Annotated in this window: 16 protein-coding genes; 4 read left to right on the forward strand and 12 right to left on the reverse strand. The window is 72.1% G+C overall.

Going from position 1 to position 18,649, the window contains the following annotated elements:
- Positions 1–121 precede the first annotated feature (121 nt).
- From HNR22_RS09875 to rsgA, 3 genes are all read right to left on the reverse strand, one after another.
- Positions 122–604, reverse strand: coding sequence for a Rieske (2Fe-2S) protein (locus HNR22_RS09875; RefSeq protein WP_179780105.1), 483 nt, complete (start codon positions 602–604; stop codon positions 122–124).
- A gap of 229 nt (positions 605–833) precedes the next feature.
- The gene (gene uvrA / locus HNR22_RS09880; protein WP_179780106.1) at positions 834–3,779 is read right to left on the reverse strand and encodes an excinuclease ABC subunit UvrA; all 2,946 of its coding nucleotides are present in this window, start codon (positions 3,777–3,779) and stop codon (positions 834–836) included.
- Between the two features lie 238 nt (positions 3,780–4,017).
- On the reverse strand, positions 4,018–5,088 hold the full coding sequence (gene rsgA, locus HNR22_RS09885; RefSeq protein WP_179780107.1) for a ribosome small subunit-dependent GTPase A: 1,071 nt from the start codon (positions 5,086–5,088) through the stop codon (positions 4,018–4,020).
- 178 nt (positions 5,089–5,266) lie between these two features.
- Here rsgA and HNR22_RS09890 point away from each other — a divergent pair, with 178 nt between their 5' ends.
- Together HNR22_RS09890 and HNR22_RS09895 are read left to right on the forward strand one after the other, a co-directional pair.
- On the forward strand, positions 5,267–5,983 hold the full coding sequence (locus tag HNR22_RS09890; RefSeq protein WP_179780108.1) for a maleylpyruvate isomerase family mycothiol-dependent enzyme: 717 nt from the start codon (positions 5,267–5,269) through the stop codon (positions 5,981–5,983).
- A gap of 7 nt (positions 5,984–5,990) precedes the next feature.
- Entirely contained in the window at positions 5,991–6,644 is a 654-nt protein-coding gene (locus HNR22_RS09895; RefSeq protein ID WP_179780109.1) for an MBL fold metallo-hydrolase, read from the forward strand.
- A 225-nt stretch (positions 6,645–6,869) separates the two neighbouring features.
- Here the strand turns inward: HNR22_RS09895 and HNR22_RS09900 are convergent, their stop codons facing one another.
- Both HNR22_RS09900 and HNR22_RS09905 read right to left on the reverse strand, forming a co-directional pair.
- Entirely contained in the window at positions 6,870–7,478 is a 609-nt protein-coding gene (locus tag HNR22_RS09900) for a DedA family protein (protein WP_179780110.1), read from the reverse strand.
- A gap of 102 nt (positions 7,479–7,580) precedes the next feature.
- The gene (locus HNR22_RS09905; protein ID WP_425488047.1) at positions 7,581–8,264 is read right to left on the reverse strand and encodes a class I SAM-dependent methyltransferase; all 684 of its coding nucleotides are present in this window, start codon (positions 8,262–8,264) and stop codon (positions 7,581–7,583) included.
- A 193-nt stretch (positions 8,265–8,457) separates the two neighbouring features.
- Between HNR22_RS09905 and HNR22_RS09910 the strand changes: the two genes are divergently transcribed.
- A complete protein-coding gene (locus HNR22_RS09910) occupies positions 8,458–8,661 on the forward strand; it encodes a cold-shock protein (protein ID WP_007462771.1) in 204 nt (67 codons plus the stop codon).
- A 49-nt stretch (positions 8,662–8,710) separates the two neighbouring features.
- On the opposite strand, the gene HNR22_RS09915 is transcribed toward HNR22_RS09910, so the two are convergent.
- The 5 genes from HNR22_RS09915 to HNR22_RS09935 form a co-directional block, all read right to left on the reverse strand.
- Positions 8,711–9,991 (reverse strand): MFS transporter, encoded by a 1,281-nt coding sequence (locus tag HNR22_RS09915; protein WP_179780112.1) that lies wholly within the window; start codon positions 9,989–9,991, stop codon positions 8,711–8,713.
- Positions 9,988–10,563, reverse strand: a complete 576-nt coding sequence (locus HNR22_RS09920; RefSeq protein ID WP_179780113.1) for an ArsR/SmtB family transcription factor — start codon at positions 10,561–10,563, stop codon at positions 9,988–9,990. Before HNR22_RS09920 ends, HNR22_RS09915 begins: the two co-directional genes overlap by 4 nt.
- 111 nt (positions 10,564–10,674) lie before the next feature.
- The gene (locus HNR22_RS09925; protein ID WP_179780114.1) at positions 10,675–11,547 is read right to left on the reverse strand and encodes a hypothetical protein; all 873 of its coding nucleotides are present in this window, start codon (positions 11,545–11,547) and stop codon (positions 10,675–10,677) included.
- Between the two features lie 159 nt (positions 11,548–11,706).
- Entirely contained in the window at positions 11,707–13,383 is a 1,677-nt protein-coding gene (locus tag HNR22_RS09930; RefSeq protein ID WP_179780115.1) for a CocE/NonD family hydrolase, read from the reverse strand.
- A 3-nt stretch (positions 13,384–13,386) separates the two neighbouring features.
- Positions 13,387–13,902 carry a MarR family winged helix-turn-helix transcriptional regulator gene (locus HNR22_RS09935; protein ID WP_179783488.1) on the reverse strand — a complete coding sequence of 172 codons (516 nt, stop codon included), beginning with the start codon at positions 13,900–13,902 and terminating at the stop codon, positions 13,387–13,389.
- 124 nt (positions 13,903–14,026) lie between these two features.
- On the opposite strand from HNR22_RS09935, the gene HNR22_RS09940 reads away from it, so the two are divergent.
- On the forward strand, positions 14,027–16,150 hold the full coding sequence (locus tag HNR22_RS09940) for an MMPL family transporter (RefSeq protein ID WP_179780116.1): 2,124 nt from the start codon (positions 14,027–14,029) through the stop codon (positions 16,148–16,150).
- A gap of 42 nt (positions 16,151–16,192) precedes the next feature.
- On the opposite strand, the gene HNR22_RS09945 is transcribed toward HNR22_RS09940, so the two are convergent.
- Both HNR22_RS09945 and HNR22_RS09950 read right to left on the reverse strand, forming a co-directional pair.
- Positions 16,193–17,074 (reverse strand): lytic transglycosylase domain-containing protein, encoded by an 882-nt coding sequence (locus tag HNR22_RS09945; protein ID WP_179780117.1) that lies wholly within the window; start codon positions 17,072–17,074, stop codon positions 16,193–16,195.
- Between the two features lie 35 nt (positions 17,075–17,109).
- Entirely contained in the window at positions 17,110–18,528 is a 1,419-nt protein-coding gene (locus HNR22_RS09950; protein WP_179780118.1) for a VTT domain-containing protein, read from the reverse strand.
- Between the last annotated feature and the right edge of the window lie 121 nt (positions 18,529–18,649).

The raw sequence follows: 18,649 nt of genomic DNA on the forward strand, positions 1-18,649 counted from the left end.
GCCGGCTCCCTCGACCGACCCGGGGACCCGGACACGCCCGGCCGGGGGCGATGGCGACCGCCGCACCGATCAGGCCGGCCGGATACGCCTGGCCGAGGGGCGGTCGCCGACCCGCGGACGGTCAGGCCAGCGAGATCTGGTCGCCGGTGACCTTGATGTTCTTCGGCGGCAGCGGCTTGGTGGCCGGGCCGGCCTTCACCGAGCCGTCCTCGATCGAGAACTTGCTGCCGTGGCAGGTGCAGTTGATGGTGCCGCCGTCGACGTTCGTGACCGGGCAGTTCTGGTGGGTGCAGATCGGGTCGAAGCCCTTGAACTGGCCCGGGGAGGGCTGGGTGATGACCACGCCGTCGGTGGCGAGGACCTTGCCGCCACCGACCGGGATGTCGGCGGTGGTGGCCAGCGACTGGGAGCCCTGCCGGTCGCCGCCGCCAGCATCACCAGTGCTGGGCACGGCGGGGCCGCCACTGGTGGGGGTGTCGCTGCCGCTGCCGTCGTCGCTGCCACAGGCAGCCAGGACGACGGCCGCGCCGACCACCCCGACACCGGTGAGCAGGGTACGACGTGTCTGCGTACCCGGACCGGTCAGCGCCTGATCGTCACTCATGCCTCGCCTCTCTCTAGCCCGCTGCGCCGGTCCGAAAGCCGGTCACACTTCTCCACACGGGCAACTGTGCCGGATGGTTCATCGCGGCAGCTGTCCGACCCAGGAAATGGGACGGGGCGGGCCCCGGACCGGCCCGCCCGCGCCGCAATGGACGCGAACGAACCCGATCGGACCCGCCCCGCAATCGCCACACCCGAAGCCAGCCGGACCTGCCCTCGGGAAATCGAGGTCAGCGGGCGCTGGCCGCCACCTTGCGGCTGGCCCGTGCCTTGGTCACACCGTTGGCCTTGGCCGCCCGGGTGGTGGCGGCGGCCGCGCCCTTGGCCTTGCCGTCGAGCTTGAGCACCTGGCGCAGGAACTCGCCGGTGTGGCTCTCGGCCACCTCGGCGACCTCCTCGGGGGTGCCGGTGGCGAGCACGGTGCCGCCCCGGTGGCCCCCCTCCGGACCCATGTCGATCAGCCAGTCGGCCGTCTTGATCACGTCGAGGTTGTGCTCGATGGTGATCACCGTGTTGCCCTTGTCGACCAGACCCTCCAGCACCATCAGCAGCTTGCGGATGTCCTCGAAGTGCAGACCGGTGGTCGGCTCGTCGAGCACGTAGACCGTCCGCCCGGTGGAGCGCTTCTGCAGCTCGGACGCGAGCTTGACCCGCTGCGCCTCACCGCCGGAGAGGGTGGGCGCGGGCTGACCGAGGCGGACGTAGCCCAGGCCGACGTCGACCAGGGTCTTGAGGTGCCGGTGGATGGCCGGGATGGCGGAGAAGAACTCGGCGGCCTCCTCGATCGGCATCTCCAGCACGTCCGAGACGGTCTTGCCCTTGTAGTGCACCTCCAGGGTCTCCCGGTTGTACCGGGCGCCCTTGCAGACCTCGCAGGGGACGTACACGTCGGGCAGGAAGTTCATCTCGATCTTGATGGTGCCGTCACCGGAGCACGCCTCGCAGCGCCCACCCTTGACGTTGAAGGAGAACCGACCCGGGCCGTACCCGCGTACCTTCGCCTCGGTGGTCTCGGCGAAGAGCTTGCGGACGTGGTCCCAGACCCCGGTGTAGGTGGCCGGGTTGGAGCGCGGCGTACGGCCGATCGGCGACTGGTCCACGCCGACGACCTTGTCCACATGCTCCAGACCGGAGACCCGGGTGTGCCGGCCGGGCACCAGCCGGGCGCCGTTGATCTGGTTGGCCAGCACGGCGTACAGGATGTCGTTGACCAGCGTCGACTTGCCCGAGCCGCTGACCCCGGTGACCGCGATGAGCTGGCCGAGCGGGAACGAGACGGTCAGGTTGCGCAGGTTGTGCTCGCGCGCGCCGTGCACCACCAGCTCCCGGGCCGCATCCTGCGGGCGGCGCGTCGACGGCGTCGGGATGGAGCGACGCCCGGACAGGTACGCCCCGGTGATCGACTCCTTGTTCTTCAGCAGTGCCGGCACCGAGCCGCTGTGCACGATCTTGCCGCCGTGCTCACCTGCGCCGGGCCCGATGTCGACGATCCAGTCGGCGGTGCGGATGGTGTCCTCGTCGTGCTCCACCACGATCAGTGTGTTGCCCAGCCCGCGCAGCCGGATCAGCGTCTCGATCAACCGGTGGTTGTCGCGCTGGTGCAGCCCGATCGACGGCTCGTCGAGCACGTAGAGCACGCCCACCAGGCCGGAGCCGATCTGGGTGGCCAGCCGGATGCGCTGTGCCTCGCCGCCGGACAGCGTGCCGGCCGGCCGGTCCAGGGAGAGGTAGTCCAGACCGACGTCGAGCAGGAACCGCAGCCGGGCGTTGATCTCCTTGAGGACCCGCTCGGCGATCATCTTCTGCCGGTCGGTCAGCTCGATGCCGGCGAGCAGGTCGGCGCACTCCCCCACGGACAGGTTGCAGACCTCGGCGATGCTCTTGCCGGCCAGGGTGACCGCGAGCACCTCGGGCTTGAGCCGGGCGCCGCCGCACGCGGCACACGGCACGTCGCGCATGTAGCCCTCGTACTTGTCGCGGGACCACTCGGACTCGGTGTCGGAGTGCCGGCGCTCGATCCACTGCACCACGCCCTCGAAGCCGGTGTAGTAGGAGCGCTCGCGGCCGTACTTGTTGCGGTAGCGCACGTGCACCTGGTCGTCCGAGCCGTGCAGGATCGTCTTCTGCGCCCGCGCCGGCAACGCCCGCCACGGGGTGTCGACGTCGAAGTGCTGAGCCTCGCCGAGAGCCTCCAGCAGGCGCAGGAAGTATTCCAGGTTGTGCCCGGTGGACCAGGGCTGGATGGCGCCCTCGCGCAGGCTGCGCTCCGGGTCGGGGACCAGCAGCTCCGGGTCGACCTCCTTCTTGGTGCCCAGGCCGGTGCACTCCGGGCAGGCGCCGTACGGCGCGTTGAAGGAGAAGACCCGGGGCTCGAGATCCTCGATGGCCAGCGGGTGGTCGTTGGGGCAGGCCAGGTGCTCGGAGTAGCGGCGCTCCCGGTCCGGGTCGTCCTCGGGGAGGTCGACGAAGTCGAGCAGCACCAGGCCACTGGACAGGCCCAGGGCTGCCTCGACCGAGTCGGTCAGCCGCTGCTTGGCGCTGGGCTTGACGGTGAGCCGGTCGATCACCACCTCGATGGTGTGCTTCTCCTGCTTCTTGAGCTTCGGCGGCTCGGTCAGCGGGTGCACCACGCCGTCGACGCGGGCCCGGGCGTAGCCCTTGGCCTGCAACTCGGCGAAGAGGTCGACGTACTCGCCCTTGCGGCCGCGGATGACCGGCGCGAGCACCATGAACTTGGTGCCCTCGGCCATCGCGAGGACCCGGTCGACGATCTGCTGAGGGCTCTGCCGGGAGATCCGCTCACCGCAGACCGGGCAGTGCGGCTCACCGATGCGGGCGTAGAGCAGCCGCAGGTAGTCGTAGACCTCGGTGATGGTGCCGACGGTCGAGCGCGGGTTGCGCGAGGTCGACTTTTGGTCGATCGAGACGGCAGGGCTCAGACCCTCGATGAAGTCGACGTCTGGCTTGTCCATCTGGCCGAGGAACTGCCGGGCGTACGACGAGAGCGACTCGACGTAGCGGCGCTGCCCCTCGGCGAAGATCGTGTCGAAGGCCAGGCTCGACTTGCCCGACCCGGACAGCCCGGTGAACACGATGAGTGCGTCCCGGGGCAGGTCGAGACTGACGTCACGCAGGTTGTGCTCGCGCGCGCCACGGATAATCAGTCGGTCGGCCACAGTGCGTGTGCTCCCGGGAGAAGACGAAGCGATGGATCTGTCCCGCTCTGGGTGATTGTGAGCGGTCGTGCGGGCGCGGAAAACACGCCTCGGCAACTCTAGCCCCGAGGTATGACACTTTCCCCCGCCCGCACATTCCCCCAGCTCAGCCCGGTCGGCCGCACCGCGTCAAGCCCACGATCACGCCGGGTGGAAGGTCCGCCAGCCCCACCGCCACAGTCCCGACCGGCGGTCAATGTCAGTAGCCCCCGGGCGACGGCGGCCGGGCCGTCCGACGTCGAGCCGACCGCCATCCGCCGCGCCGCTCGGCCGCCACCCGCGCCTCCCGCCGTCGGCTCTCGTGGGCCACCTCACCCTGGAGGCGCCGCCAGTTCTCCCACCGACGGGTGGAGAGCTCCCCGGTGTGCAGCGCGTCGCGGACCGCGCAGGCGGGCTCGCCGTCGTGCCCGCAGTCGGCGTACCGGCAGCCCTCGGCCAGCCCGGCGATGTCGGCGAACGCCCGGTCGAGCCCGGCCGCGCCGTCCAGCAGGCCGACCGCCCGCACACCGGGTGTGTCGATCACCGCACCGCCACCGGGGATCGGTACGAGCGCCCGCCACGTCGTGGTGTGCCGACCCTTGCCGTCGACGCGCCGGATCGCCTGGGTGGGCATCATCACCGCCCCGACGAGGGCGTTGACGAGGCTCGACTTGCCGGCCCCGGAGGGCCCGAGCAGGCCGAGCGTGCGGCCGGGCGTCACCTCGGCGCGCAGCGGGTCCAGCCCGATGCCACGCTCCGCGCTGATCGGCAGCACCGGCACCCCGGGCGCGATCGCGGCGAGTTGGCGGGCCAGCGCGGCCGGATCGGCCGCGAGGTCGGCCTTCGTCAGCACGACCAGCGGTCGGGCGCCGGACTCGTGGGCCAGGGCGAGCAACCGTTCGATCCGGCCCACGTCCGGCTCGGGGTGCACCGGCTCCACCACGGCGGCCGCGTCGAGGTTGGCGGCCAGCACCTGGCCGCTGGCGTCCTTGCCGGCGGTACGCCGGATCAGCGCGCCCCGCCGGGGCAGCACGGCCTCCACTGTGACGCGGCGGTCCGGCCAGTGGGTGAGCAGGACCCAGTCCCCGGCGCAGGGCAGCGCGGACGGGTCCCGGGCGGCGGCGGCGAGCACCGCCCCGCCCAGGCTGGCCCGGAGCGGGCCGGTCGCGGTGAGCACCGTGCAGACGCCCCGGTCCACCCGGGCCACCCGACCCGGGTGGTGCTCGCCGCGTCGTTCGGCGTACGCCGCCCGCTCGGCGTCCCAGCCGAGGGCGGTCAGATCGATCGTCATGGCATCCTCATCGTGTCGAAGCTGGTGATGGCGGAACACGCGTGCCACGTCCGGCATGATCAACCACCTCCGTCCGATGTCCCGGTGCCGCGTCTGCCGCTGACGGTAGGTCGCGCGCCGACGCGCCGAAAGCGATTTCCCCGGCGACGTCCTGACGGCGGACCGCTAGGGTCGACGGGTGACCACGGACCCGCTGCTGCTGATGGGCGAGGTGGACGCGGCCACCAGCCGACTTCTGCGTACCGCCGCTTCTTTCGACGCCGCGGACCTGGCGGCCCCGTCGCTGCTCCCGGGCTGGACGCGCGGCCACGTGCTGGCCCACGTGGCGCGCAACGCCGATGGCTTCGTCAACCTGCTCACCGCGGCCCGCACCGGGCAGGCGCTGCCGATGTATTCGTCGCTGGCGGCCCGCACCGCGGACATCGACGCCGGCTCGGGCCGCCCGCCCGCGGAGCACCTGGACGACCTGCGGCGCACCGCCGACCTGTTCGCCGAGGCGGTCGAGGCGATGCCCGCCGAGGCGTGGGCGGCGACGGTGCAGGCGCGTAAGGGCCCGTGGCCGGCCGCGCTGCTCGTCTGGGGCCGGCTGCGGGAGATCGAGGTGCACCACCTCGACCTGGCCGCCGACTACCGACCCGCCGACTGGTCGGAGACGTTCGCCCACCGACTGCTGCGCGAGGCTGCCAGCCATCACGCCACGGGGCCGACACCGCCGTCGATGGTGCTACGCGTGGACGGGAGCGAGCACGACGTGGTGCTCGGCGACCGGGACGGCGCCCCGATCGTCACCGGTCCCGTTTTCGACCTAGCCGCCTGGCTGATCGGCCGCGCCGACGGCGAACCGCTCTCCGTCACGCCCGACGGTCCCCTGCCTACTCCACCGGAATGGATCTAGAAACGTCATGACATACAGCGGAGACGTCACGCACGGCGGCGCGCCGGCGGTACGGGAGCTGGACGGGCTCACCATCAGCAAGTTGTCGGTGGGCCCGATGGACAACAACGCCTACCTGCTGCGGTGCACGGGCACTGGTGAGCAGGTGCTGATCGACGCCGCCAACGAGGCGCCCCGGCTGCTGGAGCTGATCGGCGACGGTGGGCTCACCGCCGTGGTGACGACCCACCAGCACATGGATCACTGGGTGGCGCTGGAGGAGGTGGTCGCCACGACCGGCGCCCGGGCGCTGGTGCACGCCGACGACGCCGCCGGGCTGCCGATCGAGGCGGAGCGTCTGGTCGAGGGCGACACCGTGGCGGTGGGTGACTGCGCGCTGGAGGTCATCCACATCAAGGGGCACACCCCGGGGTCGATCGCACTGCTCTACCGGGACCCGGCCGGCACCCCGCACCTCTTCACCGGGGACAGTCTTTTCCCAGGTGGCGTGGGCAACACGGACAAGGACCCGGAGCGTTTCGCCGCCCTGATCGACGACGTCGAGCACAAGCTGTTCGACCAACTTCCGGACGACACCTGGTTCTACCCCGGCCACGGCAGCGACAGCACCCTGGGAGCCGAACGCCCAGCCCTCCCCCAGTGGAAAGCAAGAGGCTGGTAACAGCCAGCCCAAAAACCAAACGTCGACCAGGAACCACCAAGATCAATAACCCACCGACGGCGGCGGAACGCTCGCACGAGCCGAAACCACGACGGGGGCGGGGCCTGCCGTGCCCGGCGCAGGGATCAAGCCTGACCGCCCGGAGCCGGGCGCGGCAGGCCCCGCCCCCACACCGCAACCACCGACCCTCAACCGCAACCACCGACCCGCAACCGCAACCAGAACTCAGCCAGTCACAGCGAACAACCGCCGCCGAGCCCCCAGCAGCACGACGGAAGCCAACACCACCCCGACCCCCATGGTGACCAGCAGCGGGCTGGGGTCCCCCGGGAGCAGCCCGGCCAGCGACCGTGACGCGGTGCCCAGCGCGAGGTAGAGACCGGCCCAGGCGGTCGCGCCGATCGCGGCGCAGCCGAGGAATCGGCCGTACGACATCCGCAGCCCACCGGCGGCCAGCGGAAGCAGCGCGTTGAACACGGGCAGGAACGGCGCGACGACCATCATCCGACCGCCACCGCGACGCAGGATGCCCTCCGCCGCCGTCCAGCGCGCCTCGCCGATCCAGCCGCCGATCCGGCTGTGCCGCAGTTGCTCTGAGTAGCGGCGGCCGACGAGGAAGCTCAACGACCAGCCGGCCAGGCAGCCGACCAGGACTGCGGCGAAGGTGGCCAGCCCGGTGGTCGGGCGTCCCACCCCGACGGCGGCCAGGATCGCCACGTCGCCGGGGATCAGGACACCCAGCAGGGGTACGGCGTCGAAGAGCATGACGAGCCCGAGCGCACCCATCAGCAGCAGAACGGGCAGTTCACCGATCTGTGCCAGCCATTGCGTCATGCCTCGTACGCTATGGCCGCGGCACCACTTCGGACATCCGGTTACAGCCCCCAGGCACCCCTGGTATCGGTCTCGGGGTCGCCCCGGAGGCGGTGTCCGCACTCAGACGGGTCGCAGCACCTGCACCCGGCGTAGCGACGAGTCGACCGACGGTTCGGTGGTGGGCACCGGATAGTCGGCCAGCACGGTCAGGCGGTCCGTCGGCAGGTGGCCCCGGCCGGGGTCCCCCACCAGCACGTCGGCACCCGCGGCGGCGGCCCGTTGGAGGAACGGCAGCATCCGGTCGGCCATCTCGCGGTCGTAGAAGACGTCGCCGGCGACCACCAGGTCGGCTTCCGCGTCGGCGCTGTCGAGCAGGTCGTCTCCGACGGCGTCGACGGCGACCCGGTTGACGCGCGCGTTGAGCGTGACGGCGGCGACGGCGTACGGGTCGATGTCGTTGGCGGTCACCTGCGTGGCGCCGGCCAGGGCGGCGGCGATGGCGACCAGTCCCGACCCGGCGGCGAGGTCGAGCACCCGGCGGCCGGCGGCCAGTTCCGGGTGGTCCAGGAGGTGACGGGCCAGTGCCTGGCCTCCAGCCCAGGCGGACGCCCAGTACGGCGCGGGTAGGGCGTGGCCTGCGGCGGCTTCCATCCGAGCCCACCAGACGATCGCGTCCTCGGCCAGGTGCAACCGCACCTCGGGTACGAACGGGGTGGGGACCAACCGGAGCCGGTCCAGGCCGGCGCCGGGCGCGTCGATTTCGCGTTCCAGCTCGGTCAGCGCGTCGGCTGCGGCACCTGTCATCGGCGCAAGCATGCCCCAGCGGCGGGTGGTCGGGGCGGGTTTCGCATGCCGCCGCGCAGAGTTCACCCGACTTCACACAAAGACCTACGGCACTTCGGCCAGCGGATTGGGGTTTTGCCCGTTACTGTCGAACAGGTACGGGCGATCATCGGCCAGAGGCCGAGGGTCAGCCGCTTTGAACAGGGAGAGATGCATGGCAACCGGCACGGTTAAGTGGTTCAACTCGGAAAAGGGCTTTGGCTTCATCGAGCAGGATGGCGGAGGGCCGGACGTGTTCGTCCACTACTCCGCGATCGCTTCGAGCGGCTACCGGGAGCTCAACGAGGGCCAGAAGGTCGAGTTCGAGGTGACCCAGGGGCAGAAGGGTCCGCAGGCGGACAACGTCCGCCCGATGTAGCTCCGTGCCGGTGACGGCGGCCGGTCTTCCGGCCGCCGTCGCAGCGCACTCAAGACGCCGCCGGGGCGGCGGGCAGGTCCCGCCGCCTCCGGATCGGCCCGATCAACAGAATCAACGGGGTGAGCGCCAACCAGGCGGTCATCACGAATATTGCTGTCCCGACGCCATACCGCGCGCCGATCGCGCCGGCCAGCAGGGCCGCCAGCGGGATCGTGCCGTAGTTGAGCAGATGCATGCTCACCGTCACCCTGCCCAGCAGGTGGTGCGGCGTGTAGGTCTGCCGGAAGGCGCCCTTGACGACGTTGCCGATGGCCACGCCGAGGCCGATCAGCAGACCTCCGAGGGCTGGCCAGGCCAGCCCGATGCCGGGTGCGGCGAGCGGGATGAGCAGAGCCGGCGGGCCGGTGAACGCCGCCCCGATCAGCAGCGCCCGCGCGGTGCCACAGCGCCGGCCCAGCGTGGTGGCGAGCAACGCCCCGATGATCCCTCCGGCGCTCATCACGGCGATCAGGACGCCAACCAGGCCCGGTTCGAGACGCAACTCACGGACCAGGAAGACCACCAGGACGGCCTGGTAGCCGGTCAGCCCGATGTTGCTGGCCGCGCCGAAGACCGTGAGCACCCGCAGGTACGGGTCTCGGGCGACGAAGCGCAGCCCTTCGGCGATGTCGCGGCGCAGTGACCGGGACTGGTCCACTCGGCGAACGCGCGGTTCGACGGTGCGGATCCGCAGCAGGCACACCGCGGAGACCAGGAAGCTGATCGCGTCCAGCAGCAGAGCGGTGACCGCACCGATGAGCTGGGCGATCAGACCTGCGACGCCGGGGCCGACGACATAGCTCGCGGTCTGGGCGGCGTGCAGCTTCGCGTTGCCCTCCGGCAGTTGCTCGGGTCGCAGCAGCACCGGCAGGTACACCTGGTCGGCTGTTTCGAAGAAGACCCGGGCCACGCCGGCGCTGAGCGCCACCAGCAGCAGGTGCCAGACGGTGAGCCGGTCGAGTGCGGCGGCGAGCGGCACGCTGAGGAAGAGCAGCGCGCGGAACAGGTCGCACGCCACCATCACGGGTCGGCGGGGCAGCCGGTCCACCCACGCGCCGGCCGGCAGGCCGATCAGCAGCCAGGGCAGCCAGGCCGCGGCGGTGAGCACCGCCACCTGGAAGGTGCCGGCGTCCAGGACGGCGACCGCAACCAGCGGAAGCGCGACAGTGGTGACGTTGCTGCCGATGCTGCTGACCGTCTGGCCGGTCCAGAGCAGCCGGAAATCGCGGTGCCGCAGCAATCCGCCGGCATGGCTGACGGGGGTCCGGTCGCTGCGGGTGGCGGCGGTCACGGTCGCGCCGGCACGCCGTGGACGAACACGAAGACGGGGCGGCGCTCGGCGTCGTCGTCGGGCAGGTCCCGGTTGGCCCACCGCGAGAGGATGCCGATCATCTCGCGGCTCAGCTCGGCCAGTTCCTCGGGCGTGAGGCGCAGCCAGTGGTCGGTGGAGAACGCGGCGTCGCGCCAGGATGCCTGCTCGGCCTCGTCGGCGGCGTGCCATGCGCGGGCCAGTGCGACGTGCCGGTCGAGGTTGAGCGAGGTGGCGGCGTCGGCGACCGCCCGGGCGGCCGGGTCGGCGTCGAAGTCGGTGTTGGACCAGCGCAGCCCGCGGGTGACCAGCCGCCACCACCGTTCGCGCCGGTCGCGGGCCAGCTCGGGGGCCTCGGTGACCAGGTCCGCGGCGGCGAGCACCTTGAGGTGGTGGCTGACGTTCGCCGGTGCCTGGTCGGTGCGTTCGGCGAGCAGACCGACGGTCGAGGGCCCGTGCACCTTGAGCACGTCCATCAGGCGGCGACGCAGTGGGTGGGCCATGGCGGCCAGCACCCGCGAGTCGGTGACCTGGCGTACGGCGGGGGTTTCCATACCGCCACGATGCCATCCGCGACGACCGTTGCGCAATACTTATTGCCCAACAGTTGTTGCGGACTGGGACTGCCAAGAGGGGCGGCCCGGCGGCTACGGGCCGCCCCTCGCTCAGGCGACCAGCCGGCGGGCCAGCTCGTCGGCGACCTGCTTGGCGATGGCGGGTGGAATGGCCGCGGCGATCTTCTCCGGCGTCAGCGAGGCCAGTACGCCCTGCGCGATCGCCGTCTCGTCGGTGAAGTCCTTGCTGGACAGCGCGGACAGCGCCGACTGCAACGCGGTCAGCTGCGCGCCGAGACTCTTCAGGTTCGGGTGGTCGGTCACCGCCGCACCGGTGTCGTCCCGGCCCTCGGCCAGCCGCAGGTAGATCTGCCCGATCGGGTTGCGGCCGTCCAGCACGGTGAGGTTCTTGTGGACGGTGGCCAGCCAGTTGTGCTCTTCGGGGGTCATGTCGTCGTCCTCCAGGAGTCCGATGGAGCTGAGATAGCGGCGGAACAATGGCCGCTGGTCGCGGCCCGCCTTGATGGCGTCACGAAAGAAGCTGAAGTGGGTGTGCCAGCGGTGTGAGCTGTCGCCGCTGCTGCGCTTGCCGAGGCGGTCCCACCGCTTCACCGTGCTGCCGTTGGGGCTGTAGATGATCTCGCGAATGTCCCGGGTGTCGGCGGCGTTCGCGGCGCACTGGGCCACACACCAGGCCGAGAAGCTGACCAGGGTGTGCGTACGGCCACCGGAGCGAACCTCGAACGGGCCGACGTCCAGCGCCGCCGCGTCGAGGGTCAGTCCGGCCCGATCCCGGGGTGACTCGACCACCGAGTAGTCGCCTGAGACCACCCGGTCCGATCCGCAGTGATAGCCGCCCCGGTGGGCCGGGTCGCCGACGATGCCGACCTCCGCCGGATCCAGGTCGTCCGGGCCGGGGGAGTTGTCGAGGTGAGTGAGGAGCAGGGTTCGCAGGGCCAACAGGTTAGCCGGGGCCCGGGTCATGGGGTCCCCCTCTCAGATGGGGCGGGGACCGGGCACGACGTCACACCGCGTACGCGGTGCTGGGCTTTGGGCGAGCCCGGTCTGCTGATGCACGGCGCCGGGCGTTGACTCAACCATAGCCCGCATTTCCGGTAAATGCCCAGCTCAGAGGGGCATTGTTCAAATTGGAGGTTGCGCGGGGGCAGAGTGGACGATCGGCAACAGCAGCGCCGAAGGGTGAGCCGGGTCATGCAGAACCTGCCGCCAGCCGGCACGCAGCGTAACCGCCGTGCCGAGGGGTTCCCCGGTGCCGGGGTTGCGCGCCCAGCGCGGATGGGCTCCACCGCTGACCTGCACCCGCAGCCGGTGCCCGGCGGCGAACCGGTACGCGGTCGGCCAGAGCGGCACCGGGACCCGCAGCGTCCCGGAGGGGTCAGCCGGGAAGCGGTCGGGTGTCACCCGCACCAGACCGTCGCACACGTTCCACGAGCGACCCCGGCGGTCCACGTCGCACAGTCGCACGAAGACGTCCAGGTAGGGCAGCTCGCTGCGGACGTGGATCTCGGCGCGTACCGGGCCGATCACCTCGACCGGCCCGGTCAGCGGGGCACTGGTGTAGGTCAGCACGTCGGGGCGGGCCTCGACGGGCCGGTTGTCCACCGGGCCGGCCCGCTGGGCGACGAGCAGCGGGCCGCCCAGCGACGGGGTGGGGTCAGCCGGGTCGTACCGGAACCCGTCGGGCTCCGAGGTCACCGGCGGGCGCACCGCCAGCTCACCACCCGGATGCAGGTGCCAGGGGGTCTCGACCGCCGGTGGTGGCCAGGCCGGCAGGTCCCGCCAGCCGCCGCCGGGACCGCTCACGTGCAGCCGTACCGGGGCTTTCCGGAGCGGATCTTCGTCCGCCGGTGGCGTGGCCGTCAGGTGCTCGTCGAGCCAGGCCAGCCCCTCACTCAGGGCGGCCACGAACAGGCCGGGGCTGCCGTGCGTCCAGGGGCCGATCACCAGTCGCGGCTGGGCGCCGGCGGCGCGCAGGGTGGCGTGGTCGTCCAGCTGGGCGGGCAGGAAGATGTCGTGCCAGCCGGTGACCATGACCACCGGCGCCCGCACCCGGGCCACCCGGTCGGCGAAGACCCGGGTCCGCCAGTAGACGGCGTCCGGGCTGTGGTGACGCAGCCACTCCTGGAAGAAGGGGATGGTCACGCCGGTGGCCACCCGGTCGGCGTCCACCAGCGGCAGGTGCCTCAGCGCGGCGGCCAGCCGGGGCTGCCCGCGCTTGAGCTCCCACTGCCGGGCCAGCCACGGCACGGTCTGCGCGTGCAGCAGCTCCGCCCAGGTCAGCACGGTGTCCAGGGCGAAGGACTCCCCCGCGTACGTCGAGTCGCGGGTGGCCGAGGCGGTCACCACCGCGACCATCGCGCGCAGCTCCTCGCCGGCGTCGGCGGCCAGCGCCCACTGCGCGAAGCCCTGGTAGCTGACCCCGAACATGCCGAGCCGGCCGGCCCACCAGGGCTGGTGGCGCAGCCACTCCAGGGTGTCCAACCCGTCGTCGCGCTCGTGCACGAGTGGGGCGAAGGTCCCACCGGAGCCGTCGGTGCCCCGGCAGGACTGGATCACCGCGTGCCGGCCCCGCGCGGCGAGCAGCCGGCCGAGCAGCCGCAGCGGTCCGCCCCGCCCGTACGGGGTGCGGATCAGCACGGTCGGCGCGTCCCGGACCGCCGGGGCGTAGTGGTCGGTGCGCAGCACCACACCGTCGCGGGCCCGGACCGGGATGTCACGGCTGACCCGCACCGAACCGGGCCGGATCGGTGGCAGCCGCAGTGCGGCGGCGGCAAGGCGGGCGGCGAGCCGGTCCGGCACCGGTCAGCCCGTCGGGCGGCGGGGCGACTCGGGCCGGGCGGCGCGTACCGCGTCGCGGTGGCCCCGCAGAGACTCGCTCATCTCCGCCATGAACCGCTGCACGATCTCCAGCTCGTCCTCGCCGAAGCGGGCCATCACCGCGTCGGTACGGGCACCCAGCGGCCGGAAGAACTGCATGGCCAGGGCGGCGCCCTGGTCGGCGTAGTGCAGCAGCACCTTGCGCCGGTCGACGGTGTCGCGGTCGCGGCGGATGTGGCCGGCCCGCTCAAGTCGGTCGATCAGGGCGGTGACCGAGCCGGAGGAGAGGTTGAGTTGCTCACCGAGACGGCCGGGGGTGATCGGGTCTCCGAGCAGCTCGGCGTCCATCACGGCGATCAAGGCCTGCAGGTCGGTCGGGTTGAGGCCGTGCAGGTTGGCGAAGGCGTGGCCGACCTGCTGGGCGTCCGCCGCGTACCGCCGGAGGGTGTTGGTGATCTCCGCGGCCAGCTGCTCGCGGCGCGTGTCGCGCCGTCGGTACATGCCGTGAGTCGCCACCTCGCGCCGCTTCTTCCCGTCGTCGGTCTCTCGGGTTGCAGCATAGAACAACGGTCGATAATCTCGAAAGTCAAGATACTCGGCTTTCGAAGGACCCTGAGGTCACCTGATGTCTGTGTTCACCAGAGTCGCCCGCGGCCGACTGGCCGCCTGGCTCACCGTGGCTGCGGCGATCGTCGTCGCCGCAGCCGTCTTCGGGACACCCCAGCCGGACAACCCGGCGCCGGTCTCCTCCACCGGCCTGTCCGTCCAGTGGCAGTCGACCCAGGTGCAGCGCCTACAGGAGCAGCTGCCGTCCAGCGACGTGCAACCGGCGATCGTGGTGGTCAGCCGAGGCGACCGGGGCGCGCTGAGCGACGCCGACCGGGCCCTTGTCGACGCTCGCGCCGGCGACCTGCGCCGCTTCGCGGTGGGTGGGCAGGTCAGCCCCGCACAGGTCTCCCCGGACGGCACGGTGGCCCTCATCGCCGTCCCGATCGACACCGCCGGCGGGCAGGAGGCCGTCACCGAGACGGTGGACCAGCTGCGCACCGCCCTGGCGGACCTGCCCGGGCTGAGCGCCGAGGTGACCGGCTCCCCCGCCTTCACCGCCGACCTCTCCTCGGTGTTCGACGGCGCCGACATCACCCTGCTGGCGGTGACAGCGGCCGTCGTGGCGCTGCTGCTGCTGATCACCTACCGCAGCCCGTTCCTGTGGATCGTGCCGCTGGCCGTGGTCGCGGCGACCGAGCAGCTCACCCTGCGCGCGGTGGACACCATCGTCCCGGCCGTCGGCATCAACCTTCAGCAGGGCCAGGTCACCGGCATCGCCAGCGTGCTGGTCTTCGGCGCCGCCACCGACTACGCCCTGCTGCTCATCGCCCGCTACCGGGAGGAGCTGCGGCGCGAGGAGGACCGGTTCGCGGCGATGCGCGCCGCGTTGCGCCGCACCGCCGAGCCCATCCTCGCCAGCGGCGGCACCGTGATCCTCGGTGTCCTCACCCTGCTGCTCAGCGAGCAGGAGACCAACCGGGCGCTGGCGGTGGCCTGCGCCACCGGTGTGGTCTTCGCCATGCTCTCGGCCCTGTTCGTGCTCCCCGCCGTCCTGGTGCTCTTCGGTCGGGGTCTGTTCTGGCCGTTCGTGCCCCGTGTCGGTGGCCCGGTCCGTGAGGGACGGCTCTGGGGCCGGCTCGGCAGCGCCGTGGAACGCCGTCCGGTGGTGGTCGCGGTGCTGGCCACCCTGCTGCTCGGCGGCCTGGCGCTGGGTGGGCTCGGGATCCGCACCGGCCTGTCCGAGACCGAGCAGTTCCGGGCCGAGCCCGAGGCGGTGACCGGGGCGCAGACCCTCGCGCGGGCCTTCCCCGCCGGCAGCACCCAGCCGGTGGCCGTGCTCACCACCCCTGCGGCGGTGCGGGCCGTCACCGACGCCGCCACCGGCGTGGACGGTGTGGCCTCGGCGCGCCCCGGTGACGCCGGTGACGCCGTGGCCCAGGTCGACGTGGTCCTGGAAGCCGAGCCCGGCACCACCGCCTCGGACCGCGCGATCGAGGCGCTGCGCGAGGCCGTCGCCGCCGTTCCCGACTCCGCTCCCCCGGCCGCCGCCGGCGCCGACGCGCCGTCCGGGGCGATCGTCGGTGGCTCCGTGGCCGCCACGTACGACTCCGACGAGGCCAACGACCGCGACCTGCGACTGATCCTGCCGATCATCCTGCTGCTGGTCGGCGCCGTGCTCGTGCTGCTGCTGCGCGGCCTGCTGGCACCGCTGCTGCTGGTGCTGACCGTGATCGCGTCGTTCTTCGCGAGCCTCGGCGCGGCGTGGTTGCTCTTCGACCACGTGCTGGGTTTCCCCGCCCTGGACAGCGGCGTGCTGCTGCTCGCCTTCGTGTTCCTGGTGGCCCTCGGGGTGGACTACAACATCTTCCTGGTCACCCGAGCCCGGGAGGACGCCCGCAGCGCGGGCACCCGTGACGGCATGCTCTCCGCCCTGCGGGTCACCGGCGGCGTGATCACCAGCGCCGGGGTGCTGCTCGCCGCGGTCTTCGCGGTGCTCGGCGTGCTGCCGCTGATCACACTGACCCAGATCGGCATCATCGTCTGCATCGGCGTCCTGCTGGACACCCTGCTGGTGCGCACGGTCCTGGTGCCGGCGCTGGCGTTCATGCTGGGTGAGCGCTTCTGGTGGCCCGGGCGGATCAACCGCGACCGCCCGGAGGACATCCCGGCCTCGCCGGAGCCGGTCGCCGCCCGCGACTGACCGATGCGGGGCCGTGGCGACACCGTCACGGCCCCGTCGAGGTCAGTAGTCCAGGCAGACGCACTCGGTCATCAGCGCCCGCACGTTGCGCACGTACGACGGGTTGGGGATGGCCAGGGGCTTGCCCTCCTGCGCCACCGCACCGTGCCCGAAGTTGTACGAGGCGATGACCGCGTTGAGCAGGCAGGAGTTCAGCTCGGCGGTGCACAGGGCCGGATCGAGACGGTAGTCGGCTTCGAAGTACATGTCGCCGATGTACTTGGTGGCCCAGGCCAGGTAGGTGGCGCCGAGGTAGGCGTTGTCCCGGTAGTCGTCGATCTCGTAGCTCTTCTCGAACCGCTGGTTCATCCAGGTCGCGGTGCCCGGCATCACCTGCATCAGCCCGACACCGCCGTCGCAGGCGTAGATGTTGGACTGCCAGCCGCTCTCCTGCCAGGCAGTGGCCTTGAGCAGGGTGAGCGGGACCTTGATGTCCGGCGCGGAGGTCGGCCAGTAGGTGCGCCCGGCCGCGTCGGTCAGCGCCGCCTTCGCCTCGGCCCGGGTCGCCTGGGTGCCCTTGTACGTCGGCTTGCAGGAACTCGGCGCGGGCTTCGGCGGGGCCGGCGGGACCTGCGTCTCGGTGGGCGGCTTCGCCACGGCGAGTGGCTTGGGCGCCGTGCGGGTCGGCTTCTTCGTCGGTTTCTTCGTCGGCGTCGGGGTCGCGCTACGTCCCGGCGCGGCGCCCATCGACTCCAGGGCGCTCACCGACGGGCTCGGCTCCCCGGTGGCCTCGTCGGCGGGGGCGTCCGTCGGCGCGTCGGTGACCGCCACCGGAGCGGCCAGGTCCTGCGGGCTCTGCCCCTTGGCGGCGCAGCCGACCAGCGCGTTCACCAACAGGAACCCGGCGAGCACCGCCGTGCCCAGCCGTCTCGTCCGTCGAACCATGCCCTTGCCTCCCCCGGTGTGATCCTCGCCGCACCCTAGCAAGGTTCAACTGGGCGGCGGTGCCCCTGCGACGGCGGCCGGGCCTGTTCCACCGGCTGCTCCAGATCCCCCACCGCCCGGTCCCGGGTGGCCCACGCCACCACGAAGACCACCGTCCAGAGCACCCCGAGCAGCACCGCCGCGGCGGTGCTGCTCGCCGTGTCCAGACCGAGGTAGAGCCGTGCGCCGCTGATCCCGAGCACCCCCGCGGCGGCGGCTGTCCAGGCGGCCACCGCCACCGGCCAGCGGGAACTGCGCGACACCAGCCAGGCCAGGGTGCACAGGCTGGCCGCGACCACGGCGTTCTGGGTCGGCAGCGGGGCAGAGTTGCCGCCACCTGGCGCGCTGCCGGGCGGTCCGGTCAGCTCGGCGACCACGGCCAGCACCACCAGCGGCACGAACGCACCCACAGTGCCGACCACGCTGAGCAGGTCCGCCCGCCAGGGTCGATTACGCCACGCCAGCACCGCGGCCACCACCGCCACCAGCACGATCAGCACCGACCCTCGTAGCACCGACACCACGGCCATCGTGGCGTCGGCCGCGCCGGGGGTACGCCGGGAGGCGAACCAGCCCGCGATGGCGCCGTCCAGGGCGGCCAACCCGCTGTTGCGGACGGCCACGGCGAGCAGGCCCGCGATGGCGAACCCGGCGGCGAAGAGCAGCAGGAGCCCGGCGGCCAGATTGAGCAGCAGCGTCCACCCCGGCCCGATCCGCATGGCCACCAGGAAGAACAGCACCCCGTAGCGGGCCGTGAGCCAGCGCACCGGGGGCAGCGCGCCCGCCCGGGACAGCAGGGCGCGTACCGGGTCGGGGTTGCGACCCAGCCACCGGCCGGCGAGCACCACACCCAACAGGCCGGCCAGCAGCACCAGCGCCGCGCCGGTGGCTCGGCCGAGCAGTCGGGAGACCGTGTCGTACGACTCACCGGCGAGGTGGCCGAGCAGGATCGAGCCGCCCACCCAGGTCACCACCCCGGCCAGGTTCCACAGGGCGAACCGCCGGTACGGCATGCCGGCCGCACCCGCCAACCGGGGCACCAACGTGCGGGCGAAGGCCACCCAACGGGCCGCGAACACGCCCCTACCACCCAGCCGGGCGAGCATGGCGTCGGCCCGACCCCACCGCTGTGGCCCGACCCGGTGACCCAGCCCGGCACGCAGCCGGGGGCCGTAGCGCCGTCCGGCGCGGAAGGCCAGCCCGTCGCCGAGGACCGCCGCGGCGATCATCGCGAGCAACGCCGGCGCGAGCCGCAAGGTACCGTTGTAGGTGAGGAAACCGACGAGCAGCAGGGTAGCCTCACCCGGCACGAGCAGGCCGAAGATCACCGCGGTCTCGCCCGCCACGATCAGCGCGGCGACCAGGTAGATCCACAGGGTGGGCAGACCCTGCACCCAGGTCAGCAGGTCGTGCACTCAGGCCCCCGGGACACGGGAGCCAGCATGCCAGCCGGGGGAACCACCCGGACAGCAGTTTCACCATAGATCAGGGGCACCTGGGGGTGACCCCGACGCAGCCTGCGCGAGCGCAGGCGGA

Source organism: Micromonospora jinlongensis, assembly GCF_013410645.1.
Classification (GTDB): domain Bacteria; phylum Actinomycetota; class Actinomycetes; order Mycobacteriales; family Micromonosporaceae; genus Micromonospora; species Micromonospora zamorensis.

Excerpts from the sequence above, each read along its gene's own strand:
- HNR22_RS09935 (WP_179783488.1), bottom strand. The coding sequence starts at position 13,902 with ATGTACCGACGGCGCGACACGCGCCGCGAGCAGCTGGCCGCGGAGATC.
- HNR22_RS09905 (WP_425488047.1), bottom strand. The coding sequence starts at position 8,264 with ATGACAGGTGCCGCAGCCGACGCGCTGACCGAGCTGGAACGCGAAATC.
- HNR22_RS09910 (WP_007462771.1), top strand. The coding sequence starts at position 8,458 with ATGGCAACCGGCACGGTTAAGTGGTTCAACTCGGAAAAGGGCTTTGGC.
- HNR22_RS09875 (WP_179780105.1), bottom strand. The coding sequence starts at position 604 with ATGAGTGACGATCAGGCGCTGACCGGTCCGGGTACGCAGACACGTCGT.
- HNR22_RS09895 (WP_179780109.1), top strand. The coding sequence starts at position 5,991 with ATGACATACAGCGGAGACGTCACGCACGGCGGCGCGCCGGCGGTACGG.
- HNR22_RS09925 (WP_179780114.1), bottom strand. The coding sequence starts at position 11,547 with ATGACCCGGGCCCCGGCTAACCTGTTGGCCCTGCGAACCCTGCTCCTC.
- rsgA (WP_179780107.1), bottom strand. The coding sequence starts at position 5,088 with ATGACGATCGATCTGACCGCCCTCGGCTGGGACGCCGAGCGGGCGGCG.
- HNR22_RS09900 (WP_179780110.1), bottom strand. The coding sequence starts at position 7,478 with ATGACGCAATGGCTGGCACAGATCGGTGAACTGCCCGTTCTGCTGCTG.
- HNR22_RS09920 (WP_179780113.1), bottom strand. The coding sequence starts at position 10,563 with ATGGAAACCCCCGCCGTACGCCAGGTCACCGACTCGCGGGTGCTGGCC.
- HNR22_RS09940 (WP_179780116.1), top strand. The coding sequence starts at position 14,027 with ATGTCTGTGTTCACCAGAGTCGCCCGCGGCCGACTGGCCGCCTGGCTC.
- HNR22_RS09945 (WP_179780117.1), bottom strand. The coding sequence starts at position 17,074 with ATGGTTCGACGGACGAGACGGCTGGGCACGGCGGTGCTCGCCGGGTTC.